Raw genomic sequence first — 26,132 nt, forward strand, 5'->3', positions numbered from 1 at the left:
GGCACCGATCCGATGATCACCCGTGTAGGCCGGCGGGCGCCGGGCAAATGATCACTCCCGCAGGCCGGCGGGCGCCGGCAAAGGGCCCGAGCTGCAGCCGAGCTCACGCCGCGGCCGGGTTCGTGTCCCCGTCGCACCGGGCGAGCGCATCGGCGATGGCATGGCGGGCGCTACGGCCGGTGAGCAGCTCCAGGTGGCTACCCGTCACCTCGACGTTGTGCGCGGATCCGTCGATGCTGGCGCGGACCGGAACGACCCGGTCCGATCGGCTGTAGATGCTGGTGAACGGCGTCCCGTCGGGCCACGGAGCGCGCAACAGTTCCCGGAAGCGACGGCAGCAGCCGCCGAACAGGCAGCTCATCCGGGCCATATGGGGCAGTCCCACGGTCCCGGCCACGGTGACGGTCGCCGCCACGGCCAAGGTGGGCAGGGCCAGGCTGAACAGGTCGAACGGCGACCCGAGGGTGACCAGGCCTGCCACGTGGTCGGGGCTCTGCGCGCCGGCTGCACGGGCGAACTGCCCGCCGCGGCTGTGGCCGAGCAGTCGCACCGGTCGCCCGGCCTGTTCGGCGCAGTCACGGATCCGGTCGGTCAGGACGTCGACGCTGCGTTGCGCGCAGTCCAGCCCCGCGCCGATCGCCATCGGAGTGGCGTCGTAGCCGAGGCCGGTCAGCCACTGCGTCATCGGCGTCAGCACGCGCGCGGTGGTGGCGAGCCCGCCGACGAGCACCACGGGATTTCCGGTGACCGGCGCGGCCTCAACCTTGTCGCTCGGTCCGTGCGGCGCCTCGCCGTCGAGGACAGGAAGAACCGCGCCTGCGATCCGGTCGACGCCGCGGATGATCAGTTCGGTCGCCATCGGTCACCCCAGCCGATAGATGTCGTTGTGGGCTGCTGGCTCAACCGGAAGGTGCCGCGGCTACCCGCCGATACGTCGGCTACACCGCCCCAGTCCGTACGAACGGCGCCTGGCCGGTCACACCACTCGGACCGAACGGGCGCCGTCGGGTCGCGCACAGGCCTATCCGGTGCGTGGCCGCCCGATCAGCGGGTAGGTCCGAGGGGTGGACGCCTCGGACACCCGCCCGGACCCCACCGGCCCCACCCGGTACGGCTTCGCGATCGACCCCCGGTACCGGGTACTGCTCCTGCCTTTCGGCGTGCTCGACCCGGCCGACGCCGAGGTCGTGCTGGACGAGGACCGGCTATTGGTGCGCTTCGGGCACTGGTCGCTCGCGACCCCGACCCGGAACCTGGCGGGCGCGCAGGTCACCGGCCCGTACAGGGCGTCGAAGGTGCTCGGTCCGCGCTTGCCGCTCGCCGACCGCGGCGTCACCTTCGGCACCAGCACCGAGCGCGGGGTCTGCATCCGGTTCCACCGGCCGGTCCCCGGCCTCGAACCACTCGGCGTACTGGTCCATCCCGCCGTCACCGTCACCGTGCAGGATCCGGAGGCGCTGGCGGCGGCCGTCGAGGGCCACGCCGCGTAGGTCCGTGCTCGGGCCCCGGCTCGCCCGCAGCCGCTCCCGTGTGACATCCGGCCCCGCTCGCGAGATGTCCAGGGCGCCGCGGACCGAGCTACCGAAGGCCGTAACCGGCGTCAGCGGTGGAGGTACTCCTCGCGGCGGTGCAGCATCGCCAGCGCCATGGCGGGCAACATCAGCACGTGGCCGGCGACCATGACGTCGTGCCCGGAGAGGGCGCCGAGCCAGTACCCGGGGAACAGCACCACGAACGACAGGTACATCGCCGATCCCATCTCGGCGATCGCCGGCCACGAGTGCCGCCGCCACACCATCCAGGCGGCCATCCCGGCCGTCATCCAAGTCGCCATCAGCAGGCTGTGCGCCTCGACGCCCACGTCGCCGACGAACATCGACAGCGGCCCGAGCACGAGCATTCCCACGCCCATGGCGGCGAGCATCTGCAGGTAGTGCACGACGAAACCGCGGTCGGTGAGCGCGCCGCGGACAGTGGGGGCAGTCATCACCGGCCGACGTCTCGGCGGTACACCCCGCCGAGTCCCGGCCGCTGCGCGCCGACGCCGCGCGCAGCGTCGTCAGAGGACCGGGCGATCGCGTTCCGCGGAACGCCCGCATCGTCGCCGCGGCCGGGTCGAGAGCCTGCTCCGGTGAGCTCAGGCTGAGGACGCGTGCGCCGGATCCTCCGACAACGCATCGGTGAGCAGCGCGACGAGCGCCTCGTGCTGCACGTCGCCCGACGTCCCGCCCTCGTCCTCGACGCCGTCGAGGGCCTGGGCGGCGAGGCCGGCCTTGCCGTCGATCAGCTCGGCGATCCGGGCGTCGATCGTCTGTGCGGCGATGATGCGCCACGCGGTGACGGGCTGGGTCTGGCCGATGCGGTGGCTGCGGTCGATGGCCTGGGTCTGTTCCGCGGCGGTCCAGGACAGTTCCGCAAGCACGATGTTCGACGCGACCTGCAGGTTGATGCCGACGCCGGCCGCGGTGAGCGAGCAGACCGCGACGGCGACGTCCGGGTCCTCGACGAAGGCGTCGATGTTGCGTTGGCGCGCGGCCGGAGTCTGGTCGCCGCGGATCGAGGCGAACCGGACGCCCTGCTTCGTGAACGTCTCCTCGGCCGTGTCCATCACGTCGACGTGCTTGGCGAAGAACACGACCTTGCCCGCGCTGCGAGCGAGCTGCGCGGCGTAGTCGGCGGCGAGGCCGGCCTTCGCCCGGCCGATGCGGCGCATCGTGCCGAACACGTTGTCGCCACCGGGGGAGTTCGTCGCGTCCTTCTGCTCCCACTTGGCGACCTGGCGCACGAGGTCGTGGTCGATGCCCTCGACGACGGCGCCGGCCCGTCGGTTGGCGAGCGCGTCGGAGTAGCGCTCCACCATCCGGCGGGCGAGATCGCGCTCGGCCGCTCGGATGGACCGGCCGGTCGGACCGTCCAGCTCGACGGGGAGGTCGGCGATGCGACGCGCCGGGATGTCGGCGGCGACGTCGACCTTGCGCCGGCGGACGATGCCGTGGTCGACGACGCACTGGCGGGCGGCGGCGTAGAAGCGTGGGTCGGCGGGTGTCAGGCCGGTCGAGGTCAGGGCGTCCATCAGCTCGGGGAGCGGCTTCTTCCCGTCGATCCAGCCGAGGAACTGCCAGATGGCGAGGAAGTCCTCGATGTCGTTGATCAGCGGGGTACCGGTGAGGGCCATCAGCAGCGGACGGGCGGTGTAGCCCCGGATGCGCTCGGAGAGCTCCAGGACGTGCCGCGAGCGCTGGGAGGTCTTGTTCTTGATGAAGTGCGCCTCGTCGATGACCATCCCGCGGAAGCCGAAGTCGCCGAGCCACCCGACGTGCCGGTCCAGCACGTCGTAGTTGACGACGACGACGTCGGCGAAGCCGTCGATGGAGTCACCGTCGCCGTAGATCACGGTGGCCGGCCGCCGGGGCGTCCACCGCTCGGCCTCACGCACCCAGTTCGTCTTCACGACGTTGGGCACGACGACGAGCAGCGGGTAGGCGTCCGCGGCCTCGGCGGCGAGCAGCGCCTGGGCCGTCTTGCCGAGGCCCGGCTCGTCGGCGAGCAGGAACGTCCGGTGCCCGGCCGCGGCCGCGGCGACCAGCTGGGCCTGGTGCGCCATGAGCTCCGCACCGCGCGGTCCGCGCCGGCCGGCCGGTTCCGGCAGGGGCATGCACGCCGAGGCCCCGGTACCGGCGCGCTCGAACGACCGGAGCAGCGGCTCGAGCAGTTCCCAGCCGGTCAGCGGGGTGGGCCGGGGCGCGTTCGGCCGGGTGGCGGCCGAGAAGTCGGGTGCGAGGAAGGGGTTGGCCATCTGCCGCGAGACGACCGACTGCGGCACCACCCCGGGCCGGGCGGGCTCCGCGGAGGGCTCCGCGGGAGGCGGGTCGTCGACGACCGTCCCGGGGACCGGCTCGACACCCGCCTTGCGGAGCACGTCGCGGGTGAGCGACCGGGCCTCGTCGGAGACGACGGCGTCCTCGCTGAGCAGTGCCAGCAGGTCCGCATCGCGGACGGCGGTGGACGCCAGGGTCATCGCGAGACCGTCGAGGCGCTTGAGCCGCTCGGCCCGGTGTGCCTCGCTGCTGTTCTCGTCCGCGAGAACCTGGGCCCGCTCGTTGCGCAGCAGCAGCGTGACCGCCTGGAACTTCGTGCGCGTCGCAGGTGTCACCCTGCCGTTCCGCAGGGCGGTCTGGACCTCCCGGACGGAGTTCGCCAGGACCGACATGACGTCGCCACCGTGGTCACGGCCGCGCCTACGGTCCTTCGGTGCGTCACGGCGAGCCCTGGTCTGGGGCCTGCCTCGTCGAGCCAAGAACTTTCCTCCTTCTGGATACACGGCGGGGCGGCCGTGGCTGCCCCCACCGCGCACGGTGCTGCGGTCGGGCGACGGGCGTCGAAGGCACCCTGAGGGGGTGCGCCGAGTGGCGACCCGAGCCTGCAGGGAGTTGCTGCCGAGGGACCGAACGGTCCGAACCCGATAACCGCGCGTCCGGTCGATTTGCCGGACGCTTCTGATCCATCCTATCGCGCCCGGGCCGGACGCGCGATCGGCATCGGCCGGGCGGTGGCCGCCACCCGGTGTGACCTCACTCGCGCGAGGATGCCCGGGCCCTCCCGGGGCGGAGCGAGGTCATGAGGATCGGGAACCCAGGACACAGTCGACGGCCGTGTAGAGGGTCTCGGTCTCGGACTGCAGGATCGAGTCCTCGGCGGGCAACGCCCTCTCGAGGCCGAGCCCGTTCACGACGGTGATCAGGAATCTCGCCCGCCGGGTGTTGTCGCCCTCGGGAAGGGCGCCGTCGTTCGTGAGGGCAGTCAGCCAGTACTCGACGCGGCGACGTGCCTCTCGTTCCACGGCGAGGTATGCCGCGTGGATCTCCTCGGTCGGCTCGGGAACGACGAACTCGTCGACGACCTTGCGCATGCCTTCTCGGGCTCGTTCCCCCACCCCGACGCGGGTGAGCACCTGCCGGAGGCAGTCGACCAGCCGGTCCCGGGCGGGCACCGAGCTGTCGTGGATCCGGTCGTCGGAGATGACGAGGTCGTAGATGCGGGTGAGCACCTCGTCCTGGAGCTCGCGCTGGGTCGGGAAGTGGTACCGGAGCGAGCCCGTGCTCAGTCCGGCCCGTGCCGCCACCGCTCGCACGGACAGCTTCGCACCGGGGTCCTCGCCGAACATCTCCATGGCCGCTCGGAGGATCTTGTCCCGGCTGCTGAGGTTCGCCTTGTCCTGCTCCATCGTGCACCTCCTCTCGCATCGTACTAACACACCGTGTTAGCGTCCCGACCAGTGACTAACACAGTGTGTTAGAAGAGTCGCTCGAGTGTCGGGGGTAGGCATGTTGAAGGACTGGCGGCGGCGTCGGGCCGTCCAGCGGGTGAAGCCCGGTGACGGGCGCCCGCTGAAGCGTTTTCGCTGGTGGCAGATGTTTCTCGGGCGTGCGTTGCTGCATCTTCAGCTGACCGGGGACGACGGTCGCCGGGTCGTGTACAGCGTCGATGTGCGCCACCAGGGCGACGGGAAGGACGGCGTGGTCCGGGCACAGCTCTACCGCGACGGCCGCCGGCACGCCGTGTCCAAGGTCCCTGCCGTCTTCCCGGTCGAGGGTGGCGCGATCGAGGTGGCGACGACCGGCGCCGGTGTCAGGCGCTGTCACTACGTCGCCGCCGACGGCACGGAGCGCCAGCTCGTCCCGGACCCGAAGTCGGCCGAGGGGCGCCGCGCCCGCCTCGAGCGCGACCGCCCGTCGGTGAGCCGGTTGCTCGGCGTCGTCTCGGTGATCATGCTCATGGTCGGCGTGGGTCTCAACCTCCTGCAGATCATCGAACCGATCTCCCGGATACCTCCCATCGCCGAGAACCTCGGCGTGTTCGAGTCGCCGATCCACCTGCCGCTCTGGCTCAACGTCACGCTCGGTCTCGGTGCCGCGCTGGCGAGCACCGAACGCGCACTGCGGCTGCGCTACCACTGGTTCCTCGATGCCGGCGGGAACTGACGGCCCGGCCGGCGTGGAGTACCACCGGGTCCTCGCCGGGGAGAAGCGGCGTATCGGACGCGGCATCATTGCGATCGCGCTCCTGCTCGCAGGGATGCTGGTCTTCGCCGCGCTGCTCGTCGGGGGCGCCGCGGCGATCGACGCGCGGTGGGGCAACACCGGCTACACCCCGCTCCAGCACGGCGCCGCTCTGGCCTCGATCGCCCTGCTCACCCCGTGGAGCATGCTCATCCAGCGGTGGCTCTACGGCGTGCGCGGCGCCTCGCTCCACTCCGTGGTCTCGCACGTCAGGTTCGGTCTGTTCGGACGGGCGTTGTTGCTGGTCGGCCCGCTGTGGGTGCTCGTCGTGGTCGCCCAGAGCGCGGCGAACGGGCCCGGCCGGTCGGCGGAGTGGTCGTTCGCGACCGTGATCGGATTCCTGGCCGTCACCCTGCTCCTGACGCCCCTGCAGTCGGCGGGGGAGGAGTACGGGCTGCGCGGTCTCGTCTTCCGGGTCGCCGGAAGCTGGGCGCGCGGACCGCGGGCGGGACTGGTCCTCGGTGTCGTGGTGTCCGGTGCCGTTTTCACGATCATCCACGCGGCGACCGACCCGTGGCTGAATCTCAGCTACGTCGTCGTCGTCGCCGTCGCACTGGCGATCGTCACCTGGCGTACCGGGGGCATCGAGGTCGCGATCGTCGTGCACGCCATGAACAACACGCTCTCCTTCCTGTTCACCGTCGCCCTGCACGACGACCTCGCCGAGTCGCTCGCGAACCGGTCCGTGGGCGCTGTGACGGCCGCCGGCGTCCTCCCGTCCATGGGCGCCGTCGCCCTCGTCGCGGCGGTGGTGTGGCTGTGCACCAGGCAGTCGGGGCCGGTGCGAACTCCTCGGCCGGCCGGTCGCAGCCGCGCAGCAGCATATTCGGGAGCCGAACGCGATTCTTGGTAGTACAGTCGTGCTAGCAAAATCACGGAGTGATCTGCCTGCCGCGGCCCCGAGCTGAGAGGAAGGTGGCCGGTGAACGGCTATGTCTTCGGCGCGACCGATCTCGTCGACGAGCAGCGGGAGGCCATGCAACGGTGCCTGGACCCGATCACGTTCGCGCGGCTGGAGAGCCTCGGCGTGGGGCAGGGCTGGCGGTGCCTGGACGTGGGTGGCGGCGGTGGCTCGGTGGCGGACCGGCTCGGCGAAAAGGTGGGGGAGACCGGGTCGGTGCTGGTCACCGACACGGCCCCGGACGGCCTCCGCAGCCGGGGGAACGTCGAGGTACGGCAGCACGACATCGTCACCGACGAGCTCCCCGAGGGAGAGTTCGACCTGGTTCATGCCCGGCTGGTGCTGCTGCACCTGCCCGAGCGTCGTCGGGCACTGGCTCGGATGGTCCGGGCGCTGAAACCGGGCGGATGGCTGCTGCTCGGTGAGTTCGACTGCACCTGGCTCCGGGTCCTGGCGACGACCGACCCCGCGGCCGGCGTGGTGTTCGCCCGGTTCCACCGCGCCCTGTGCGCCGTGCTGGAGCAGGCCGGCGCCGACGTCGAATGGGGTGTGCACGCCTACCAGGCGGTTCAGGATCTCGGACTGGTCGAGATCGGGTCGCACGCCGGTGCGCAGCCCTGGCCCGGGGGCGGCGACGGAGCACGCTGGCTGGAGATCAACTCCCGCCAGCTCGAGGACCGGCTGCTCGGCACGGGCCTGGTCACGGCCGGGGACCTCGACGGCGTGCGCGCCTCGCTGAGCGATCCCGCGTTCGTCGTGAGCTCCTACCTGACGATCTCGACCTGGGGCAGGCGGCCCCTCGACGACACCCCGGGTCGGGCCGCGCGATGACCGGTACCGACGACGTACCCGTACCCGTTCCCGCACCGCTGCGTCTCGCCGGGGCGTGTCTTCTCGCGCTGCTGGTGGTGCTGGCGGCGCTGCCGGTACTGATGGCGCTCGATCCCGCCGCCACCGCTGCCTCGGTGATCCGTCAGGACCCGTCGCTGAGCCCCGGCGACGTGGAGTTCGGCGTGTCGGCGGCGATCGCGTACGCGGCGGTCCTGCATCTGCTCTACGGCGCCGTCCTGCTGTGGCTGGGGTTCAGGACGCTCCGGCGGCGTCGCTGGGCCCGCGTCGCGCTGACCGTCGCGCTGGTTCTGGCGAGCCTCAGCAGCATCGACTCGATGACGAACGGCCCCGAGTACTTCTGGTGGGCGATCGCGGGCGACGTGCTCCACATCGGGATCATCGCCCTGCTGTGGTGGCCACGGTCGGTGCGCGAGTACTTCGTCTCGCCTCGGCCGAGCAGCGTGGCAGCGGAGTGACGTGCCCAAGCTGATCGACCACGACGAACGCAAGAGACAGCTGGCCCAGGCGACCTGGAGGGTGATCATCCGGGACGGGGTCGCCGCGGCCTCGGTCCGTACCGTCGCCGCGGAGGCCGGGGTGTCCGCGGGGTCGCTTCGGCACCTGTTCGGCACCCACGCCGACCTGCTCGCGTTCGCGCTGCAGATGGTCATCGACCGCGCCGTCGCCCGCGTGGCCACCCGCCCGCCGCAGCCGGACGCGGTGCGGGAGGTGGAGGCCGTCGCCGCGGAGCTACTGCCCCTGGACCGGGAGCGCCGTGCCGAGATGGAGGTCTACCTCGCCTTGTTCACCGCGGCCAACACCGACGCCGACCTGCGCAGCACCCGCGACCGGGCCCGCCGCCAGATGCAGGACGCCTGCCGATGGATGATCAGGCGGCTCGCCGAGGGCGCCGCCCTCGACGCCGGGGCCGATCGGGAGCTCGAAGCGCTGCGGCTGTACGCCCTGATCGACGGCCTCGCCGCGCACCTGACCTACGACGGCGCCGGCGCGGATCCGGAGTGGGCGCGCCGGGTCCTTCGACGTCACATCGGATCGCTGGCGACGCCCGGTCCGTAGCCGTCGCCCCGACCGAGCTTGCGCAGGTCCACGGCGGGATCGGCGAGATCGTCGATCCCGACCCGGACCCCGCGGATCATCAGCCGCTTCGCAGCCCGGAGCGCCTTCCCGGAGTCGATCGCGGCGCACCCGACGAGCTGCCCCTCGTCATCTTCCGGCCGCCGATCTGATTCGATGACATATTAGAAAATGTCGTCGGAGGACCCCGGAAGGAGACGTGCTCGGATGGTCGTCAAGGAGTACACCGAGAGCGGCGCCCTGGTGGTCGGCGGATCGTCGGGGATCGGCCTGCAGACCGCGTGTCACCTCGCCGCAGCCGGCGTGCCGCGGATCGCACTTGCCGGACGCGATCGGCGCCGGCTCGACGCGGCCGCCGCGACGGTTCGCGATCATGGCGACGTCGACGTCGTGGGGGTTGCCTTCGACGCCGCCGACCCCGCGGCGGCCGCTGCCGGGATCGAGGAGGCCGAGAGCCACCTGCGCGGGATCGACGTGCTGGTCTGTTCGGTGGCGAGCAGCGCCGAGCCCGATCTGCTGCACGACATCGCCCCCGAGGAGATCCTCGGTGTCGTCAGCGGTCAGCTGCTGCCTCCTCTGGTGACCACCCGGCTGGTCGTTCCCGGGATGTACCGGCGTGGGAGTGGTTCGATCGTGCTGATCGCGTCCGACGCGGCGAAGGTGGCAACCCCGGGGGAGAGCATCATCGGCGGTGCCATGGCCGGGATCGTGATGTTCGCGCGGACGGTGGCGCTCGAGGCCAAGAGGCACGGTGTCCGCGTCAACGCGGTGACGCCGTCGCTCGTGCGCGGGACGCCGACCACCGAGCGCCTCACCTCGTCCGGGTTCAGTGCCCGGCTCTTCGCCGCGGCGGAGAAGCAGGCCCACCTCGGCGTGGCCGAGCCGGCCGATGTCGCCGAGCTCGTCACCTTCCTGGCCGGTCCGGGTGCCCGCCGGATCACCGGGCAGGCCGTCAGCGTGAACGGTGGGATCTCGGTCGCATAGGCGCTGACCGCGTTGACGGCGAGAGCTACGGAGTTTAGTTTAGATTCAAAAGCAGCCGTAGGAAGGTGCCGTTGATGACGCCGCAGGGTCCCCGTCTCGTGATCGTCGGAGCCTCGCTCGCCGGGCTCCGGGCCGCCGAGGCGGCGCGCGATGCCGGGCACGAGGGCCCGGTCACGCTGGTCGGCGCCGAGTCGCACCTGCCCTACGACCGGCCACCGCTGTCCAAGGCCTACCTCGACGAGGCCGCGGAACCTGCGGTGCACTTCCGGGAGGAGCGGCATCTGCGCGATGCCCTCGGCATCGACCTCGTGCTGGGCGAGCCCGCCTCAGGTCTCGAACCCGACACCCGCGAGGTCCTCGTCGGTGCCCGGCGGATCCCGTACGACGGGCTCGTGATCGCCACGGGTGCCCGGGCCCGCCTGCTTCCGGGAGCCGAGGGCGCGACGGGTGTGCAGGCACTGCGCACCCTGGACGACGCGATCGCCGTCCGCGCTGCGCTCGACGCCGGGGCCCGGACGGTCGTGATCGGTGCCGGCTTCATCGGCTCCGAGGTCGCCTCCGCTGCGCGCAAACGAGGCCTGCCGGTCACGATCGTCGAGGCCCAGGGGACCCCGCTGGTGCGGGCGATCGGTTCCGAGATGGGCACGGCGCTGTCGGCGCTGCACGCGGCGCACGGGACCGACCTGCGGTGCGGGGTGGGTGTGGCCGGCGTGGAGAGTGCGGACGGCCGGGTGACCGGCGTCCGGCTCACCGACGGCACGACGGTGCCCGCCGATCTGGTCGTGGCCGGGATCGGTGCGGACCCGGCGACCGGGTGGCTCGAGGGTTCGGGCGTCGAGGTGGACAACGGAGTCGTGGCGGACGAGACCCTGGCCACCGCGTTGCCGGGGGTGTACGCGGCCGGGGACGTCGTCCGCTGGCGCAATCCGCTGTTCGACGACGGGCCGGCCGGCGGTCTGATGCGCATCGAGCACTGGACCAGCGCAGCCGAGCAGGGCGCGGTCGCCGCGCGCAACGCGCTGCTTCCGGCAGCCGCTGCGCCCTACCAGACCGTCCCGTACTTCTGGTCGGACTGGTACTCGAGCCGGATCCAGTTCGTCGGCGTCCCGGCTGCGGACGAGGTGACGGTGGTGTCGGGCTCGGTGGACGAGCAGAAGTTCGTCGCCCTGTACCGGACGGGGGACCGGCTCACCGGCGCGTTGACGCTGGACCGGCGGGCCGACGTCATGAAGTACCGGGCCCAGATCGCGAAGCGGACGACCTGGGACGACGCCCTCGCGTTCGCCGAGAAGCGGAACGCCGCGGCGGCAGTGAGTAGCTGACCGCACGCCCACCGACCACCGGGTCAGGGGCGGAGCGCGTGCAGCACCATCGACTGCGCGACGGCGATGAGCTCGTCGAGGGAACCGCGGTCGGAGTCCCACCACTCCACCGACCAGTTCAGCGCCCCCAGGACGAGCATCCGGCCCACCGACGGATCGACGTCCGCACGCAGCAGGCCGGCGTCCGCGAGATCCATCACCAGGTCCCGCCAGATCTCGTTGTACTCGCCGAGGGTCTTGAGTGCTCGCCTGTTGAACGGTTCCGGAACCTGGTTCAGGTTGCGGACCACGGCCCGCGTGTAGTCGGAGATCTCGAGCTCGTGCCGGAGGTGGGCCTCGACGGCGGCGGAGAGTCGCGCCGACGGTGACGTCTTCTCCGGGAGGGCGGCGAGCGTCTCCGTGAGGTGCTGGTGCATCGCCTGCACACCGGCGTGGAGCACCGCCTCGATCAGGTCTTCCCGCGACGGGTAGTAGTAGTAGATCGCGGGTGCCTGGACGTGTGCCGCCTCGGCGATGTCGGACAGTCTCGTCCCGGAGAAGCCCTTGTCGGCCAGGACCTTGGCGGTGGCGTCGAGCAGTCGCGCGCGCGTGCGCGCCGACTTCGATTCGGCACTCTCGGGTTCGGCGGGGGCTGCAGTCGGCTTGCGGGGCACGTTGAAAGGATATTCGAGAACGGCGGTACCGCGTTGCCACCCGCCTCCCGGCGTGTTCTACTCGAAGTTAGAAAATGTGATCGAGGTGGGAGAGCCGCTGTGGAGAACGCCGTCATCGTCGATGCCGTGAGGACCCCGGTCGGCAAGGGCAAGCCGGGCGGCGCGCTGTCCGCCGTCCACCCGACCGATCTGCTGGCCGGCCAGCTGAGTGCGCTCGTCGAGCGGACCGGCATCGACCCCGCCCTGGTCGAGGACGTCATCACCGGTTGCGCCCAGCAGGTGGGGGAGCAGTCCGGAAACATCGGCCGCAACGCCGTGCTCGGCGCCGGGTTCCCCGAGTCCGTCCCCGCGACCACGCTGAACCGCCAGTGCGGCTCCAGCCAGCAGGCCGCCTCGTTCGCGGCCCAGGCGATCCTCGCCGGAGCGCACGACGTCGTCATCGCGGCGGGTGTCGAGTCGATGAGCGCGGTACCGATCGGCAGCTCCCGCCCCACCAGCATGGGCGCCCGGGCGGCGGCGCGCTATCCGGCAGGCCTGGTCAACCAGGGTGTCTCCGCGGAGCTGGTGGCCCAGCGCTGGAAGCTCGAGCGCGACGAGCTCGACGCCTACTCGGCGGAGTCCCATCGCCGCGCCGCACGGACCTGGGCGGACGGCGGGTTCGACGCCGAGGTCGTCGGGGTACCGGAGGCCGCGGACCTCGTCATGGACGAGACCGTGCGGGCAGGCACCACCGCCGAGGGGCTCTCGGGGCTTCGCCCGTCCTTCGGGACCGACGAGATGGTCGCCCGGTTCCCGGACATCGACTGGAAGATCACGCCGGGTAGCTCGTCACCGGTGACGGACGGCGCGTCGGCCGTTCTGATCATGAGCGAACGACGGGCGACGGCGCTCGGCCTGCGGCCGCGGGCCCGCTTCCACTCCTTCTCCGTGGTCGGCGACGACCCGCTGCTCATGCTCACCGGCCCGATCCCGGCCACGCACAAGATCCTCGCGCGCAGCGGGCTGAGCCTCGACCGGATCGACGCGTACGAGGTGAACGAGGCGTTCGCGCCGGTGCCGCTGGCGTGGGCCCGGGAGTTCGGGGCCGACCCGGAGCGGCTCAACCCGCGCGGCGGCGCGATCGCGCTGGGCCACGCCCTCGGCTCCTCGGGGACCCGGCTGCTGGTCACTCTTCTGCACCACCTGGAGGCGACCGGCGGTCGCTACGGGTTGCAGACGATGTGCGAGGCGGGCGGGATGGCCAACGCCACGATCATCGAGCGGCTCTGAGCCCGACGACTGCGGGGCCGGTCGCGTCGCCCGCCCCGCAGTCCGCGGGATCACCGGCCCCGGTAGACCGGGGTGCGCTTCTCCATGAACGCCTGCCGGCCCTCGCGGTAGTCGGCGGTGCTCGCGTGCCGTTGCTGGAGGTCGGCCTCCAGCTCGAGCTGCTCGGCCAGGTGGCACTGCGCGGCGGCGGTCAGCGCGGTCTTCATGCTCCCGAGTGCCACGGTCGGCGCCTGGGCGAGACGGCCGGCCAGCGCCTCTGCGGCGCCGCGCAGGTCGTCGACCGGATGCACCGTGTTCACCAGGCCCCACTGCTCCGCCCGCGCCGCGGGCAGCTTCTCACCGAGCATGCAGAGCTCGGCCGCCCGGGCCAGGCCCACCCGCTCGGCGAGGAACGCGGTGGCGCCCCCGTCCGGCATCACGCCGATCCGGACGAACGCCAGCAGGAAGTAGGCGTCCTCCGCCGCGAGCACGAGGTCGCAGGCCAGCGCGAGGGAGACGCCCAGGCCCGCACATGCTCCGTGGACCGCGGCCACGTACGGCTTCGGCGCGGCCCGGATCTGGGCGACGATCGGGTTGTAGATCTCCCGGAGCCGGGAGCTGAGGTCGGGGTCGCCGTCCGGGGTGAGCTCACGCTCGTTCTTCACGTCGGCGCCCGCGCAGAAAGCGCGGCCCGCGCCGGTGATCAGGACCGCGCGCACCTCGTCGTCGGCGCCGGCGCGCCGGACCGCATCCAGCAGCTCACGCCCCATGGCGGGGGTCCAGGCGTTGAGCGCGTCCGGCCGGTGCAGCTCGAGATGTGCGACGGCGTCCTCGACCCGGTAGCGCACGTCGGCGTAGGTCGTCGTGGTCATACCCCGAAGCTACGGCGTCGAACTGAGATTCAAAAGAGTGGTCCGGCGTGACGCGTGCATCGTGTCGCGTGCGGACGAGAAGCGATCGAACCTTCGAGGAGGATGCATGACGGCGGAGCTCGCTGAGCAGCCCGAGGACTGGACGGAGCCCGGTGCGTACCCGGTGGTGGCCGGCGTGCACCGGGTGCCGCTGCCACTGCCGCTGACCGGCCTGCGTGCGGTGAACGTCTACGTCGTCGACGGGCCGGAGGGGCCCACGCTGGTCGACTCCGGCTGGGCGGGCGCCGATGCGGGACTGCTCACGGAGGGACTGCGGCGGCTCGGGCACGACCTGTCCGACGTGGCCCGGATCGCGGTGACCCACTCCCACCACGACCACTACACGCAGGCACTTGCGATCCGCGCGACGCACGGGACGCCGGTGCTGCTGGGCCGGGGTGAACGCCACTCCGTGGCGGCGATGGCCCGGCGGCCGGACAGCGAGGCCGCCCAGGCCGGGCTGCTCGTGCGGGCCGGCGCACCGGAACTGGCGGCCGAGATGGCACTCCGGTCGAAGGCGGAGGCTCTGGCCGACGATGCTCCCTGGGGCGAGCCGGACATCTGGCTCGACGACGGGCAGGCGCTCCCGGTAGGTGGCCGGGCCCTCGAGGTGCGCGCGACACCGGGGCACACCCGGGGGCACATCGTCTTGCGGGACAGTGGGATCGGCGCGCTGTTCGCCGGCGACCACGTCCTGCCGCACATCACGCCCTCGATCGGCTACGAGTGGGCGCCGGAGCCCGCGCCGCTGCAGAGCTACCTGGACTCGCTGCGGTTGGTGCGGGACCTGCCGGACACGCTGTTGCTGCCCGCGCACGGGCCGGTGACCCGCAGCGTGCACACCCGGATCGACGAGCTCCTCGATCATCACGAGGAGCGGCTCGCGGCCGCCCTGGCGCAGGTCCGCAGTGGAGCGGAGACCGCCTGCGCGGTCGCCGCGGGGTTGCCGTGGACGCGGCGGCGCAAGCGGCTCGAGGACCTCGAGACCGAGCACGCCGCGCTCGCGGTGCTCGAGATCGCGGCGCATCTGGACGTGCTCGTGGCAGCCGAGCAGCTGGTGTGCGCCGAGGTCGACGGAGTGCGCAGGTACGCCGTCGCCTGATTCGCCCCTCGGCCCCACTGCCGTCGCCCGATCGATCGGGCGACGGCAGTGGGGCCGGGGGATCAGGCCGTGGCGGAGAGCGGGACGTCCGCCTTGATCCGGTCGACCACGAGCGCGGCGGTCTCCGCGCAGGCGGTGGTGCCGCCGTTGGCGTACTCCTTGACGCCGTCGCCGACGTTCCAGAGGTTGGCGATCGGGGTGTCCGGCTGCAGGTCGTAGCCCGCGACGGCCCGCTGCGGCGGCCAGCCGTCCCGCATCACGGCCACCGACAGGACACGGGCGGCGTCGAACCCCGGGACGTGCTCGCCGAGGTCCTTCTTGAGCAGGGCGACCTCGCGCTCCTCGTCGAAGTCGCCCACGGACGGCTTCGGCACGGACGCCCCGACGTAGAGGTTCCAGCCGGGCGGTGCCATCTCGGGGCAGGTGTCGGTGAAGTTGGCGACGTAGCAGAGCCGCTCGGTCTTGGAGAACAGCAGCATCCCGGGTACGTCGACCAGCCGCTCCCGGCTGGCGAAGTTGACCGCCAGCATCGAGCAGGGGCGGTCCTTGGCCCGGACCTGGTCGCGGTAGTCCGCCGGCAGGGCGTCCGCACCGACCAGGGCGACCGTGCCCGCCGGCCCGGTGTTGCTGACGGCGACGCGGCAGCCGATCTCGACCGCGGTGCCGTCCCGGCGGATCGTGGCCCCGGTGACCCGCCCGTCGGCGACGTGCAGTTTCTCGACCTCGGAGGACAGCCAGACCTCGCCGCCGCGTGCCGTCACCGTCTCGGCCAGCGACTGCCAGAGACCGATCGTGCCGTCCGGGCAGAACCCGAACCGCTTGAACGCCGACTTACGTGTGAAGTAGGTGAGGAAGACCCGTGCGGGCAGCTCCTCGGAGCCGACCGCGAACACCGAGGCGCACATGTTCCGGAACACGCCCTGCACTGCGTCGTTCTTCGAGTACCTGGCGACCCACTCCGCGGTGGAGAGCTCGCTGCCGGGGAGCGCGTCGTCGTCCTTGCGGGCGGCGCCGATCCCGCTGACCAGCTTGGCGCCCTGTCGGGTGAGCGTGGACAGCAGCATGCCCCAGCCGCCACGGGTGACGTCGAGATCCTTGCCGCCGACGCGGTAGAGCACCGGGACCTCAGGGGTGCGGACGTCGAACTCGGCGCCGACCTCGGCGAAGGTCTCCTCGGTGATCCCCCCGACCTCGATCACGATCGCGCCGTCGTTGACCTTGAACCCGTCGATGTCGGTGGTCGACGCGCGGCCGCCGACCTTGTCGAGCCGCTCGACGACGAGCGTCCGGTAGCCGGCGTGCGCGAGGCGGGCCGCGGCGAACAGCCCACCCGCGCCGGCACCCACCACCAGCGCGTCGAACGTGCTCTCGGGTTGGACGGAAGCCACGTCATCTCCTTCGATCGATTTGCTTAATCGAGAGTAAATTCTTCGTCGCTGCTCCGTCAACCCGCCGGAGTGCTCAGAGGGCGTAGCCGCCGTCCACGTCGAGGGTCTGGCCGGTGATCCAGTCGGCCCGGTGCGACATCAGGAACCGGACGGCCTCGGCGACGTCCTGCACGGCGCCGAACCGGCGCAGGGCGAGGTTGCGCCTGGCGGTGGTGAGCAGTTCGTCGGTGTAGTCCCCCCGGGCGACGAGCTCACCCCACATCCCGTCGCCCTCGATCAGTCCGACGCCGACGCAGTTGGCCCGCACCCCGTACCGGCCCTCCTCCGCGGCGATCCCGCGCACCAGCGCGGCGACCGCGGCCTTGGGTGACGAGGACAGCACGTCCTTCTTCGAGTACCGCTCGATGGCGGGGGTGACCAGCGCGACCATGCTGCCGCCCGTGCGGCGCAACGGTTCGATCGCCGCGTGCAGCAGGTTGTAGGCGGGCAGGGTGTCGCCGAGGATCTGCTCGCGGTAGCGCTGCGGCGTGATCGCCGAGATGTAGCGCATCGGGATGTGCGGGCCGGCTGCGTACACGACGCCGCCGAGCGGCTCGGGTGCCACCGAGCGGACGACCTCGGCGGTGGCCTCGGCGTCGGCGAGGTCGAGCTGGACGACCACGGCGTCGCGGCCGGCGGCCACGACCTGGTCCGCCGCGGTCTTCGCCGCATCCGCACGGGAGCGGTAGGTGAGGGCCACGTTCCAGCCCTCCTCGCCGAGGGTGCGCGCGATCGCGGAACCGATGCCCCCTGATCCGCCGCCGACCAGGACCCAGCGCTGCGTCTCCGTCATGGTCTTACCCTAGTCTTTAATCGTTGTAAGAAAAAAGGGAGTGACTCATGACGGACCAGGCTGCCCGCGGTCCCCTCGCCGGGCGCACGATCCTCGAACTCGCAGGCATCGGCCCCGGCCCCTTCGCCTGCATGACGCTGGCGGACATGGGGGCCGAGGTGATCCGGATCGACCGGCCGTCCGGTCCGGGCATCGCCCCGGCATCCGGCCGCGCCGACATCCTCAACCGTGGCAAGCGGTCCATCGTGCTCGACCTCAAGCAGCCCGCGGGCGTGCAGGCGGTGCACACCCTCGCCGAGCGGGCCGACGTGCTGGTCGAGGGGTATCGGCCCGGGGTGGCCGAGCGGCTGGGCCTCGGGCCGGAGGCGTTGTGGGAGCGCAACCCGAAGCTGGTCTACGGCCGGATGACCGGCTGGGGACAGGACGGCCCCCTCGCGCAGGCCGCGGGACACGACATCGGCTACATCGCGGTGACCGGCGCACTCGGTGCGATCGGTGATGCCGGCGGGCCGCCGCAGATCCCGCTCAACCTCGTCGGCGACTTCGGTGGCGGCTCGATGTACCTGGTCAGCGGGATTCTCGCGGCCCTGCTCGAGGCCGAGCGCACCGGTCGCGGGCAGGTCGTCGACGCGGCCGTCGTCGACGGCGCGGCACACCTCCTCGCGGTGATCCACTCGCTGCTCGGGTCCGGACGCTGGGAGGACCGGCGGGGCGCGAACCTGCTCGACGGCGGGGCTCCCTACTACGCCGTGTACGAGACCGCCGACGGCCGGTACATGGCGGTGGGCGCCATCGAGTCGAAGTTCTACGCCGAACTGCTCCGGCTCCTGGAGATCGACCCGGAACGCGCTGCGCCGGAGCGGCAGAACGACCGGGACGGGTGGCCGCAGCTGCGCGCGGTCCTCGCCGGCACCTTCGCCTCTCGTACCCAGGCCGAGTGGACGGCCGTCTTCGAGGGCACGGATGCCTGCGTCGCTCCCGTCGTCGGGCTCCGGGAGGCGGCGGCGCACCCGCACGTCGCCGCGCGGGGGAGCGTCGTCGAGGTCGACGGTGTCCTGCAGCCGGGGCCCGCACCGCGCTTCTCGGCCCACCCGATGGTGACGCCCACAGCTCCGCCCGGGCCGGGGTGCGACACCGGTGACGTTCTGGCGGCCGCCGGCCTCGACGTCGACGCCCTGGTCGCGACGGGTGCGGCGATCCAGGCGTGAGCTCGGAGGTGCGCCTCGGTGACGGTCGGCAGCGTTCCGACCACGTGACGTGTGCGGCGCTCTTGCCTTGAAAGTGTGCTGTCTGAGTCACTAATCTATGGATGATTAAGTAACGTCGAGGAGGACGCTGATGAGGGAGCCGATCGACCGGAGGCGTGCTGCGCTCGAGGCCCGCTACCCCGTGTGGGAGCCGATGACCCTGGACGCGCGGCTGGACGCCTGCGCCGCAGAGTTCCCGGAGCGACCACTGGTCATCACCGACGACCGGACGCTGACCTACCGGGAGACCGCGGACTGGTCACACCGGCTCGCCGACGGCCTGGCCGCTCTCGGCGTCGGTCGCGGTGACCGGGTGGGCCTGGTGATGGCGAACTACCTCGAGTTCACCCCGCTCAAGTTCGCGATCGCCCGGGCGGGCGCCGTCGCGATCCCGTTCAACTACCTGTACCGCACCGAGGAGCTGGCGTACGTGCTGCGCCAGTCCCGCTGCAACGTCGTGATCACCATGACCGGCTTCGCGGGCCTGGACTACCTCGCGATGCTCGACGAGATCGGCCCCGGCTGGGAGTCGGGCCCCACCGAGCAGCTGCCCGACCTGCGAGCCGTCGTCCAGTTGCCCACGGACGACACCGTGCGCGACGGAGTCCGCACCGTCGAGGACCTGACCGCGCTGGGGGACCAGAACCCCGGCGCCGCGGAGGGTCAGCAGGCCGAGCCGGGTGGGCTGGGGGACATCCTCTACACCTCCGGCACCACCGGCTCGCCGAAGGGCGTGATGGTCACCCACGACGGCGTCCAACGGACCGGGTACGCGTCGGCGTTGACCCGCGCGTTCGAGGACGGGCGACGGATCCTGTTCTCGCTGCCCTGCTACCACATGTTCGGTTACGTCGAGGGGCTGCTCGCCGCGATGTTCGTGGGCGGCGCGATCGTGCCCCGCACCGCGTTCTCGCCTGCGGACTACTTCGCCGGCATCGAGCGCCACCGGGCGACCGAGATCCTCTGCGTGCCGACGATGACCGTCGGGCTGCTCGAGCACCCGGACCGCGGGTCCCGGGACCTCTCGTCGGTGTTCGCGATCCTGTCCGGCGCGGCGCCCGCCCCCGTGTGGCTGTGGGAGAAGGTGCAGGCCGAGCTCGGGATCACCGAGATCACCACCGGCTACGGGATGACCGAGTGCGGCGGAGCGATGACGATGTCGCTTCCCGAGGACCCGCTGGAGAAGCACTCGAGCACCGTGGGCCGGGCCAAGCTCGCCGGCGTGGCGGGGATGCCCGAGTACGGCGACGACGTGTGCCACTACCGGACCGTCGACCCCGAGACGGCCGAGGAGCTTCCTGCCGGGGCCGAGGGGGAACTCACCTCGACCGGCCCCACCCACATGCTGGGTTTCTGGGACAAGCCCACCGAGACGGCGGCCGCCCTGCGGGACGGCTGGGTCTTCTCCGGTGACCTCGGCCGGATCGGCGAGGACGGCTACATCCAGATCACCGGCCGCAGCAAGGAGCTCTACAAGAGCGGCGGCGAGCTGGTGATGCCCAAGGAGGTCGAGGAACTGCTCACGCAGTACCCGGGTGTGAGCCAGGCGTACGCCGTCGGGGTCCCGGACGAGCGCTGGGGGGAGACGGGCTGCGCCTGGGTCGTCCCGGAGCCGGGGGCGCAGATCGACACCGACGAGCTGCTCGCGGTCTGCAAGGAGAAGCTGGCGCGGTTCAAGGTGCCCAAGCACATCATGGTCACCACCGCCGAGGAACTTCCCACCACGCCCACCGGCAAGGTGCAGAAGTTCAAGCTCGCGCGACGCGCGGCGGAGATGCTCGGCTGATCCGACGACCACGGCGGAGGCCGGTCCCGGTCATGGGGCCGGCCTCCGTGGCGTGTGCCGACCTGCGGTGGAGAGCCGGCTGGGCCCGGACCGGGTTCGGTCCGGGCCCAGCGGGTCGGGCTCGATCAGTAGGAGGCGGGCAGCCCGAGGCTGCGCTGGGCCACGAAGTTGAGCACCATCTCGCGGCTGACCGGCGCGGTCTTGAGCATCCGTGCCACGAACCAGAGGTCGGCGAGGCCGTACTCGAGCGCCATGCCGTTGCCGCCGTGGGTCTGCATCGCCTGGTCCAGGGTGCGCAGCGAGGAGTCGGCCGCGGCGAACTTGGCGATGTTCGAGGCCTCGGCCGCGTCCTGGCCCGCGTCGAACAGCTCGGCCGCGCGGAACGCCATCAGCCGCGACAGCTGGGTCCCGATGTAGGCCTCGGCCAGCGGGTGCGCCACGCCCTGGTGGGCGCCGATCGGCACCGTCCAGACCTGGCGGTCCCTGGCGTACGTCGTCGCCTTCTCCAGTGCGTAGCGGGCGATGCCGTTGCTGATGCAGGCCGCGGTGATCCGCTCCGGGTTGAGGCCGGCGAAGACGTGGCGCAGGCCGCTGCCCTCGTCGCCGACGAGGGCCTCCGGGCCGACCCGCACGTCGTCGAAGAAGACCGTGAACTGGTGCTCGGGCTGCTGCAGTGCCGCGGGGATGTGCTGCCAGCTCAGGCCGGGGGAGTCCGTGGGGACCACGAACAGCGACAGCGGGTGGCGGCCCTTCGGGCCCGGCTCCGGGCCGCGCGTGACGACGAGGACGGCGTCCGCCTCGTCGATGCCCGACGTCCAGTACTTCGTGCCGGACAGGCTCCAGCCGTCGCCGTCGGGGTGGGCCGTCGTCGTGATCTCGTGGCTGTTGGAACCCGCGTCCGGCTCGGTGATGGCGAAGGCCATCTTGAGCGTGCCGTCCGCGATACCGGGCAGCCAGCGCTGCTTGAGCTCCGGGCTGCCGTGCTTGTCGATGATGGAGCCGCAGATCGCGGGGGAGATCACCATCATCAGCAGCGGCACACCCTGGCTGGAGGCCTCTTCGACGACCACGGCCAGGTCCGACATGGTCCCGCCGCCTCCGCCGTACTCCTCGGAGAGGTGCACGCCGAGGAAGCCCGCCTCGCCGAGCTCCTTCCAGAGTTCGGCGGGCTCCTCGTGGGCCTGGGCCTTCTGCATGAAGTAGTCGTGGCCGTACTTGCCGACCAGCTTGGCGACCGCGTGCCGCAGTGCGGCGCGCTCCTCGGTGTCGGCGACGATGGTCGACGGGGTCATCTGGCTCTCCTGCGGTCGGTTCGGTCAGTTCCCGGTGAACCGGGGGCGACGGCGTTCGGTGAAGGCGTTGACGCCTTCGAGGGTGTCCGCGGTCCGGGCGACCTCGGTGATCGACCGCTGCTCGGCGGCGAGCTGGTCGTGCAGGCCGGTGTCGAAGCTCTGCCGCAGCAGCCTGCGCATCCCGCCGAAGGACCGGGTGGGGCCCGCGGCCAGCGTGCGGGTGAACCGCTCGGCCTCCGCGTCGACCTCCTGAGCGGGTACGACGGAGGTGAGCAGGCCCCACTCCAGCGCCTCCGGCGCGGTGAGCCTGCGGTTGGTGAGGAACAGCTCCTGGGCGCGGCGCAGCCCCACCAGCCGGGGGAGGAACCACGAGTTCCCGCCGTCGGCGGTCATCCCGATCGCCCCGTAGCCCACGGTGAACACGGCGTCCTCGGCGGCGACGACGATGTCCGCGGCGCACATCAGGCCGAGCCCGCCACCCGCGGCCGCGCCCTGCACGGCGGCGACCATCGGCGCGTCGAGGGCGGTGAGCCGCTCGATGGCGAGATGGAAGTCGTCGATCATCCCGCGCAGCGTGTCCGGCAGCTCCGCGGGTGGGGCACCGGTGAACACCTCGATGTCGCCGCCCGCGGTGAACAGGGGGCCGTTGCCGCCGAGCAGGATCGCGCGCAGATCCGGGGTCTCGCTCAGCCGGGTCGCCGCCTGCGCCAGGTCGCGTGCCATGGCGACATCGATCGCGTTGTTCCTCGCCGGCCGGTCCAGCCGGAGCGTGGCGATCCCGTCCGCCACGTCGACGGTCAGGGTGCTGTAGGGGGCTGCCGCCTCCGTCCAGCGCGCCGTGTCGGTGTACTGGCTGAGCGCGGTCACCCGGCCTCCCGACACGGTCACCACGTGCGCGAACGCCGCGTCCACCGGGCCGCCGCCGCGGCGGCCGGTGCCGGTGTAGCGGCCGGTGACGAGCAGGCGCCCGTCCGCCAGTCCGGTGATCTCCTCGGGCACGGCGCGCGCGGCGAAGTGCCGGGCGATCCCGCCCCACCCGTGTCGCCGCATGTCCTCGGCGCCCCGGTGCTCACCACCCACCCCGAAGGGCATGCCCTCGGCCAGGTGCCCCACGAAGTCGGGGGCCACGACGGCGTCGAGCGCCTCGCGGTCGCCGTCGGCCAGCGCCGCGTACAGCATGCGGACGACCTCGGCCCCGGTCGCGGGGGTGGTCGCGGGCGAGGTGGTCACGGTCGGGTCCACGGCGACACCGTCCTCTCTTTTCTAATCAAAAGTAGACACCAGCGTCGGAGGGTGTCAATCCGGGGCGGGGTCAGGGCATCGAGGAGCCGCCGCCGACCGCCACGACCTGGCCGGTGACCTGGCGGGCGACGGTCTCGGAGGCGATCCACGCCACGGCGTTGCCGATGTCCTCCGGTGTGGTGAGCCGGCGCAGCGGCTGGGTGCGCACGATCGAGTCGACCTGCTCGGGGGAGAACAGCGAGTCCCGGCCGCCGGCCCACACGCTGTGCTCGCCGGCCGTGTCGTCCTCGGGCGGGAGCACGATCCCGGGCGCGACGACGTTGGAGCGGATCCCGTACCGCCCGTTCTCCCGGGCGACGGTCCGGGCCAGCGAGATCAGCGCGGCCTTGGTGCTGCCGTAGATGCCCTGCCTGACCGCCCCGAATGCGGCGTCGCTGGACAGGAACACGACGGCGCCCCGGCGGGCCTCCTGCATGGGGCCCAGCGCGGCCTGGGTGCAGTCGACGGCGGCCAGCAGGTTCAGGTCGACGGTCCGGTGCCAGAGCGCGCGGTCGGTCTGCTCGGTGAACCAGCCCGGCTTGCTCCAGCCCGCGTTGTTGACCAGGACGTCGATCCCGCCCCACAGGTCCAGGATCCGGTCCGTGACGGCCTGGCCGGCCCCCTCCGAGGTCAGGTCGATCGTCAGCGCGGCGGAGTCCGCGGCGCCGAGCGCGGACGCCTCGGCGGCCACCTGTCCGGCCTGCTCGCCGTCGACGTCCACGACCAGGACGCGGGCCCCCTCCCGGGCGAAGACGTGGGCGATCCCCCGGCCGATGTTGGCTCCCGCTCCGGTGACGACCACGCGGGTGTCGGTGTGTCCCAGGTCCATGGTGCTCCTTCGTGCAGGGGTGCCGCTACGGTTTCGACTGCAGATTAAGTCATCGGGTCCGCGTCGGTGACTCGTCTTGACAGTCGGAACAGGGCGTGGTTTTCTCTAATTAAGCTTAAAAAAGCTCGTCCGGTACGAGGTGGCGCTCGATGGCGTGGCGTTCCGGGCGCCGTGAACGGCAGGGAGGGGAGCCATGCGCGTCGTGGTCGACTTCGACAGGTGCACGGGCCTGGGCCTGTGTGAGTCGCTCGCACCGGACTTCTTCGAGGTGCAGGACGACGGATCGCTCGAGTTGCTGCGGTCCGAGGTGAACGAGGCCGAGCGCGCGGAGCTGCAGGAGGCTGTGCGCAGCTGTCCCACCGAGGCGTTGCGCCTCGAGGGCTGAGCCGGAGGGCTCGAGCGCGCGGAGCGGGTGGGCCGGTCCGTGTGGTCGAGTGAGCCGGTGCCGCAGTGTCGGTCCGGCGTGTCGCCGCGTTTGCCCGGGCGGGCCGGCGTGCGTATCTTTAATCAGAATTAAGCAGGTGGTCGCCGCAGTGCGGCCACCGGGCGGAGGAGAGGAGCCGACCGTGACGCTGACCGATGTTCCCGTCGGAGGTCGCGCCGGACACCGGGGGCCTGCGGCCCCGTACGAGGAGCTGATCCAGCCGCGCCGGGTGCACGGGTCGCTCTACACCTCGCCGGAGATCTTCGCCGACGAGCTCGAGCAGATCTGGTACCGGACGTGGGTCTACGTGGGCCACGTCAGCGAGATCGCCCAGCCGAACGACTACGTGCGCAAGAACATCGGTCCACAGGACGTCATCATGACCCGTGGCGCCGACGGCGAGGTGCGCCTGCTGCTGAACCGCTGTGCGCACCGCGGCAACCTGGTCTGCGAGGCACAGGCGGGCAACTCCAGCTCGTTCCGCTGCCCGTACCACGGCTGGACCTACCGCAACACCGGCGACCTGCTCGGTTACCCGTTCCACCAGGGCTACGGCGGCCGGGGCAAGCTGGAGCTGAGTCTGGGCCGGGTGCCGCGCGTCGGGGTGTACCAGGGTTTCGTGTTCGGCAGCTTCGCCGAGGAGGGGCCGACGCTGGAGGAGCACCTCGGTGAGGCCAAGGGTGAGCTCGACCGCCTGGTGCGGCTCTCGCCCGAGGGCGAGGTCGAGATCACCGCCGGGTTCCTGCAGCACAAGGCGCAGGCGAACTGGAAACTGCTCGCCGAGAACGAGACGGACGGCTACCACCCCCAGTTCGTGCACTCGTCGATCTTCTCCGTGGCCGAGAGCGGCATCGGAGCCCTCTACGGCGAGAAGTCCACGGCGGTCACCCGCGCGCTCGGCAACGGACACAGCGAGAACGACCTGCGTCCGGAGTTCCGCAGGATCGGGGAGCCGCTCGGCTGGTTCGGCACCACCGAGGCGAAGGTCCCGGACTACGCGGCCAGGATGCGCGCCCGCTACGGGAGCGAAGCCGACGAGATCCTCATCGACGGCGCCCCGCACGTCATGATCTTCCCGAACCTGTTCATCGCGGAGATCCAGATGTTCACCATCCAGCCGCTGGCCGCCGATCTGACCGTGCAGCACGTCACGGCGGTGCAGCTCAAGGGTGCGCCGGAGATGAACAAGCGGATGGTGCAGCAGTGCATCGGCTCCGTCGGACCGGCCGGAATGCTGCTCGCCGACGACACCGAGATGTACGAGCGCAACCAGGCCGGCGTCGCCGAACTGCGGCCGGAGTGGCTGGACGTGCGGCGCGGTGTGGACCGCGAGGAGATCGACGAGCGTGGTCTCACGATCGGGGCGGCCACGGACGAGACCGGCATGCGCGGGTTCTGGCAGCACTACAAGCAGCTGATGACGGAAGGACGGTCCCGGTGAGCGCCTCCACCGCCGCTCCGGCCATCCCGGACATCCGGGTGATCGAGCAGTTCCTCTACCGCGAGGCGCGCTTCGCCGACGAGCACCGCTACGACGAGTGGGAGTCCCTCTGGACACCCGACGCGCTGTACTGGGTCCCGGCGAACGACGACGACGCGGACCGGATGACGCAGATGTCGATCGTGCACGACAACCGCAACCGGATCGCCACCCGGATCAAGCAGTTCAAGACCGGGCGGCGGCACTCGCAGGTTCCGCACTCGCGGCTGCGCCGGGTGGTGTCCAACGTGGAGCTTCTCGGGACCGTCGGGAACGGGGACATCGAGGTGGCCGCGAACTTCGTGCTCGTCGAGTCGCGCGAGCGCCGCAAGGAGGTGTGGGCCGGGCGTTACACCTACCGGCTGCGTGTGGTCGATGGCGAGCTCGCCCTGTCGTACAAGAAGGTCGCCCTCGTGGACAACGCGCGCCCGATCGCGACCATGTCCTTCCTGATCTGAGGGTCGGAG

The 26,132-nt window shown here is 71.6% G+C and carries 27 protein-coding genes; 15 read left to right on the plus strand and 12 right to left on the minus strand.

Annotated elements, in window-relative coordinates:
* Nucleotides 1–103 precede the first annotated feature (103 nt).
* On the minus strand, nucleotides 104–859 hold the full coding sequence (locus tag JOF36_RS16430) for an esterase/lipase family protein (protein WP_210027736.1): 756 nt from the start codon (nucleotides 857–859) through the stop codon (nucleotides 104–106).
* Nucleotides 860–1,064: 205 nt separating this feature from the next.
* Between JOF36_RS16430 and JOF36_RS16435 the strand changes: the two genes are divergently transcribed.
* On the plus strand, nucleotides 1,065–1,490 hold the full coding sequence (locus JOF36_RS16435) for a hypothetical protein (RefSeq protein WP_210027737.1): 426 nt from the start codon (nucleotides 1,065–1,067) through the stop codon (nucleotides 1,488–1,490).
* Nucleotides 1,491–1,600: 110 nt separating this feature from the next.
* Here the strand turns inward: JOF36_RS16435 and JOF36_RS16440 are convergent, their stop codons facing one another.
* The 3 genes from JOF36_RS16440 to JOF36_RS16450 form a co-directional block, all read right to left on the minus strand.
* Nucleotides 1,601–1,987, minus strand: a complete 387-nt coding sequence (locus JOF36_RS16440; protein WP_210027738.1) for a hypothetical protein — start codon at nucleotides 1,985–1,987, stop codon at nucleotides 1,601–1,603.
* A 150-nt stretch (nucleotides 1,988–2,137) separates the two neighbouring features.
* The gene (locus tag JOF36_RS16445; RefSeq protein WP_210027739.1) at nucleotides 2,138–4,210 is read right to left on the minus strand and encodes a DEAD/DEAH box helicase; all 2,073 of its coding nucleotides are present in this window, start codon (nucleotides 4,208–4,210) and stop codon (nucleotides 2,138–2,140) included.
* A gap of 405 nt (nucleotides 4,211–4,615) precedes the next feature.
* Nucleotides 4,616–5,224, minus strand: coding sequence for a TetR/AcrR family transcriptional regulator (locus JOF36_RS16450; protein ID WP_210027740.1), 609 nt, complete (start codon nucleotides 5,222–5,224; stop codon nucleotides 4,616–4,618).
* Between the two features lie 100 nt (nucleotides 5,225–5,324).
* On the opposite strand from JOF36_RS16450, the gene JOF36_RS16455 reads away from it, so the two are divergent.
* From JOF36_RS16455 to JOF36_RS16475, 5 genes are all read left to right on the plus strand, one after another.
* On the plus strand, nucleotides 5,325–5,981 hold the full coding sequence (locus JOF36_RS16455) for a hypothetical protein (protein ID WP_210027741.1): 657 nt from the start codon (nucleotides 5,325–5,327) through the stop codon (nucleotides 5,979–5,981).
* Entirely contained in the window at nucleotides 5,965–6,912 is a 948-nt protein-coding gene (locus JOF36_RS16460; RefSeq protein WP_210027743.1) for a CPBP family intramembrane glutamic endopeptidase, read from the plus strand. Before JOF36_RS16455 ends, JOF36_RS16460 begins: the two co-directional genes overlap by 17 nt.
* A 69-nt stretch (nucleotides 6,913–6,981) precedes the next feature.
* Entirely contained in the window at nucleotides 6,982–7,791 is an 810-nt protein-coding gene (locus JOF36_RS16465) for a class I SAM-dependent methyltransferase (protein ID WP_210027745.1), read from the plus strand.
* Nucleotides 7,788–8,267, plus strand: coding sequence for a hypothetical protein (locus JOF36_RS16470; protein WP_210027747.1), 480 nt, complete (start codon nucleotides 7,788–7,790; stop codon nucleotides 8,265–8,267). Before JOF36_RS16465 ends, JOF36_RS16470 begins: the two co-directional genes overlap by 4 nt.
* Nucleotide 8,268: 1 nt before the next feature.
* Complete coding sequence (locus JOF36_RS16475; RefSeq protein ID WP_210027749.1) at nucleotides 8,269–8,868, plus strand: TetR/AcrR family transcriptional regulator; 600 nt, start codon at nucleotides 8,269–8,271, stop codon at nucleotides 8,866–8,868.
* On the opposite strand, the gene JOF36_RS39100 is transcribed toward JOF36_RS16475, so the two are convergent.
* Nucleotides 8,835–9,044 carry an oxidoreductase C-terminal domain-containing protein gene (locus JOF36_RS39100; RefSeq protein ID WP_210035771.1) on the minus strand — a complete coding sequence of 70 codons (210 nt, stop codon included), beginning with the start codon at nucleotides 9,042–9,044 and terminating at the stop codon, nucleotides 8,835–8,837. The genes JOF36_RS16475 and JOF36_RS39100 overlap by 34 nt on opposite strands.
* Before the next feature lie 49 nt (nucleotides 9,045–9,093).
* Here JOF36_RS39100 and JOF36_RS16485 point away from each other — a divergent pair, with 49 nt between their 5' ends.
* The gene (locus JOF36_RS16485) at nucleotides 9,094–9,870 is read left to right on the plus strand and encodes an SDR family NAD(P)-dependent oxidoreductase (RefSeq protein WP_210027751.1); all 777 of its coding nucleotides are present in this window, start codon (nucleotides 9,094–9,096) and stop codon (nucleotides 9,868–9,870) included.
* A gap of 74 nt (nucleotides 9,871–9,944) precedes the next feature.
* Nucleotides 9,945–11,192: an NAD(P)/FAD-dependent oxidoreductase gene (locus tag JOF36_RS16490; RefSeq protein ID WP_210027754.1), complete on the plus strand. Its 1,248-nt coding sequence runs from the start codon at nucleotides 9,945–9,947 to the stop codon at nucleotides 11,190–11,192.
* Nucleotides 11,193–11,215: 23 nt separating this feature from the next.
* Here the strand turns inward: JOF36_RS16490 and JOF36_RS16495 are convergent, their stop codons facing one another.
* Nucleotides 11,216–11,845 (minus strand): TetR/AcrR family transcriptional regulator, encoded by a 630-nt coding sequence (locus JOF36_RS16495; RefSeq protein WP_210027755.1) that lies wholly within the window; start codon nucleotides 11,843–11,845, stop codon nucleotides 11,216–11,218.
* A gap of 99 nt (nucleotides 11,846–11,944) precedes the next feature.
* On the opposite strand from JOF36_RS16495, the gene JOF36_RS16500 reads away from it, so the two are divergent.
* A complete protein-coding gene (locus JOF36_RS16500) occupies nucleotides 11,945–13,114 on the plus strand; it encodes a thiolase family protein (RefSeq protein ID WP_210027757.1) in 1,170 nt (389 codons plus the stop codon).
* 50 nt (nucleotides 13,115–13,164) lie between these two features.
* On the opposite strand, the gene JOF36_RS16505 is transcribed toward JOF36_RS16500, so the two are convergent.
* The gene (locus tag JOF36_RS16505; protein WP_210027759.1) at nucleotides 13,165–13,965 is read right to left on the minus strand and encodes an enoyl-CoA hydratase-related protein; all 801 of its coding nucleotides are present in this window, start codon (nucleotides 13,963–13,965) and stop codon (nucleotides 13,165–13,167) included.
* Between the two features lie 106 nt (nucleotides 13,966–14,071).
* Here JOF36_RS16505 and JOF36_RS16510 point away from each other — a divergent pair, with 106 nt between their 5' ends.
* Complete coding sequence (locus JOF36_RS16510) at nucleotides 14,072–15,106, plus strand: MBL fold metallo-hydrolase (RefSeq protein ID WP_210027761.1); 1,035 nt, start codon at nucleotides 14,072–14,074, stop codon at nucleotides 15,104–15,106.
* A gap of 62 nt (nucleotides 15,107–15,168) precedes the next feature.
* Here the strand turns inward: JOF36_RS16510 and JOF36_RS16515 are convergent, their stop codons facing one another.
* Both JOF36_RS16515 and JOF36_RS16520 read right to left on the minus strand, forming a co-directional pair.
* Entirely contained in the window at nucleotides 15,169–16,494 is a 1,326-nt protein-coding gene (locus JOF36_RS16515) for a phytoene desaturase family protein (protein ID WP_210027763.1), read from the minus strand.
* A gap of 73 nt (nucleotides 16,495–16,567) precedes the next feature.
* Nucleotides 16,568–17,326: an SDR family NAD(P)-dependent oxidoreductase gene (locus JOF36_RS16520; RefSeq protein ID WP_210027765.1), complete on the minus strand. Its 759-nt coding sequence runs from the start codon at nucleotides 17,324–17,326 to the stop codon at nucleotides 16,568–16,570.
* 47 nt (nucleotides 17,327–17,373) lie between these two features.
* Here JOF36_RS16520 and JOF36_RS16525 point away from each other — a divergent pair, with 47 nt between their 5' ends.
* Entirely contained in the window at nucleotides 17,374–18,534 is a 1,161-nt protein-coding gene (locus JOF36_RS16525; protein ID WP_210027767.1) for a CaiB/BaiF CoA transferase family protein, read from the plus strand.
* Between the two features lie 130 nt (nucleotides 18,535–18,664).
* Nucleotides 18,665–20,359: a class I adenylate-forming enzyme family protein gene (locus JOF36_RS16530; protein ID WP_210027769.1), complete on the plus strand. Its 1,695-nt coding sequence runs from the start codon at nucleotides 18,665–18,667 to the stop codon at nucleotides 20,357–20,359.
* 125 nt (nucleotides 20,360–20,484) lie between these two features.
* Here the strand turns inward: JOF36_RS16530 and JOF36_RS16535 are convergent, their stop codons facing one another.
* The 3 genes from JOF36_RS16535 to JOF36_RS16545 form a co-directional block, all read right to left on the minus strand.
* The gene (locus JOF36_RS16535; protein WP_210027770.1) at nucleotides 20,485–21,651 is read right to left on the minus strand and encodes an acyl-CoA dehydrogenase family protein; all 1,167 of its coding nucleotides are present in this window, start codon (nucleotides 21,649–21,651) and stop codon (nucleotides 20,485–20,487) included.
* A 24-nt stretch (nucleotides 21,652–21,675) separates the two neighbouring features.
* Nucleotides 21,676–22,893 (minus strand): enoyl-CoA hydratase-related protein, encoded by a 1,218-nt coding sequence (locus tag JOF36_RS16540; protein ID WP_210027772.1) that lies wholly within the window; start codon nucleotides 22,891–22,893, stop codon nucleotides 21,676–21,678.
* A 70-nt stretch (nucleotides 22,894–22,963) separates the two neighbouring features.
* Complete coding sequence (locus tag JOF36_RS16545) at nucleotides 22,964–23,761, minus strand: SDR family NAD(P)-dependent oxidoreductase (protein ID WP_210027775.1); 798 nt, start codon at nucleotides 23,759–23,761, stop codon at nucleotides 22,964–22,966.
* Nucleotides 23,762–23,954: 193 nt separating this feature from the next.
* On the opposite strand from JOF36_RS16545, the gene JOF36_RS16550 reads away from it, so the two are divergent.
* The 3 genes from JOF36_RS16550 (at nucleotide 23,955) to JOF36_RS16560 (ending at nucleotide 26,123) form a co-directional block, all read left to right on the plus strand.
* Nucleotides 23,955–24,146 (plus strand): ferredoxin, encoded by a 192-nt coding sequence (locus tag JOF36_RS16550; RefSeq protein ID WP_210027776.1) that lies wholly within the window; start codon nucleotides 23,955–23,957, stop codon nucleotides 24,144–24,146.
* 181 nt (nucleotides 24,147–24,327) lie between these two features.
* The gene (locus JOF36_RS16555) at nucleotides 24,328–25,626 is read left to right on the plus strand and encodes an aromatic ring-hydroxylating oxygenase subunit alpha (protein WP_307862420.1); all 1,299 of its coding nucleotides are present in this window, start codon (nucleotides 24,328–24,330) and stop codon (nucleotides 25,624–25,626) included.
* A complete protein-coding gene (locus JOF36_RS16560; protein ID WP_210027777.1) occupies nucleotides 25,623–26,123 on the plus strand; it encodes an aromatic-ring-hydroxylating dioxygenase subunit beta in 501 nt (166 codons plus the stop codon). Before JOF36_RS16555 ends, JOF36_RS16560 begins: the two co-directional genes overlap by 4 nt.
* Nucleotides 26,124–26,132: the final 9 nt, after the last annotated feature.

Origin of the sequence: Pseudonocardia parietis (genome assembly GCF_017876315.1) — a bacterium.
GTDB classification, from domain to species: Bacteria; Actinomycetota; Actinomycetes; order Mycobacteriales; family Pseudonocardiaceae; genus Pseudonocardia; species Pseudonocardia parietis.

Coding starts and splice junctions, on each gene's coding strand:
- JOF36_RS16470 (WP_210027747.1), top strand. CDS start 7,788: ATGACCGGTACCGACGACGTACCCGTACCCGTTCCCGCACCGCTGCGT.
- JOF36_RS16450 (WP_210027740.1), bottom strand. CDS start 5,224: ATGGAGCAGGACAAGGCGAACCTCAGCAGCCGGGACAAGATCCTCCGA.
- JOF36_RS16485 (WP_210027751.1), top strand. CDS start 9,094: ATGGTCGTCAAGGAGTACACCGAGAGCGGCGCCCTGGTGGTCGGCGGA.
- JOF36_RS16430 (WP_210027736.1), bottom strand. CDS start 859: ATGGCGACCGAACTGATCATCCGCGGCGTCGACCGGATCGCAGGCGCG.
- JOF36_RS16525 (WP_210027767.1), top strand. CDS start 17,374: ATGACGGACCAGGCTGCCCGCGGTCCCCTCGCCGGGCGCACGATCCTC.
- JOF36_RS16510 (WP_210027761.1), top strand. CDS start 14,072: ATGACGGCGGAGCTCGCTGAGCAGCCCGAGGACTGGACGGAGCCCGGT.
- JOF36_RS16445 (WP_210027739.1), bottom strand. CDS start 4,210: ATGTCGGTCCTGGCGAACTCCGTCCGGGAGGTCCAGACCGCCCTGCGG.
- JOF36_RS16535 (WP_210027770.1), bottom strand. CDS start 21,651: ATGACCCCGTCGACCATCGTCGCCGACACCGAGGAGCGCGCCGCACTG.
- JOF36_RS16505 (WP_210027759.1), bottom strand. CDS start 13,965: ATGACCACGACGACCTACGCCGACGTGCGCTACCGGGTCGAGGACGCC.
- JOF36_RS16545 (WP_210027775.1), bottom strand. CDS start 23,761: ATGGACCTGGGACACACCGACACCCGCGTGGTCGTCACCGGAGCGGGA.
- JOF36_RS16520 (WP_210027765.1), bottom strand. CDS start 17,326: ATGACGGAGACGCAGCGCTGGGTCCTGGTCGGCGGCGGATCAGGGGGC.
- JOF36_RS16460 (WP_210027743.1), top strand. CDS start 5,965: ATGCCGGCGGGAACTGACGGCCCGGCCGGCGTGGAGTACCACCGGGTC.
- JOF36_RS16440 (WP_210027738.1), bottom strand. CDS start 1,987: ATGACTGCCCCCACTGTCCGCGGCGCGCTCACCGACCGCGGTTTCGTC.
- JOF36_RS16490 (WP_210027754.1), top strand. CDS start 9,945: ATGACGCCGCAGGGTCCCCGTCTCGTGATCGTCGGAGCCTCGCTCGCC.
- JOF36_RS16530 (WP_210027769.1), top strand. CDS start 18,665: ATGAGGGAGCCGATCGACCGGAGGCGTGCTGCGCTCGAGGCCCGCTAC.
- JOF36_RS16455 (WP_210027741.1), top strand. CDS start 5,325: ATGTTGAAGGACTGGCGGCGGCGTCGGGCCGTCCAGCGGGTGAAGCCC.
- JOF36_RS16550 (WP_210027776.1), top strand. CDS start 23,955: ATGCGCGTCGTGGTCGACTTCGACAGGTGCACGGGCCTGGGCCTGTGT.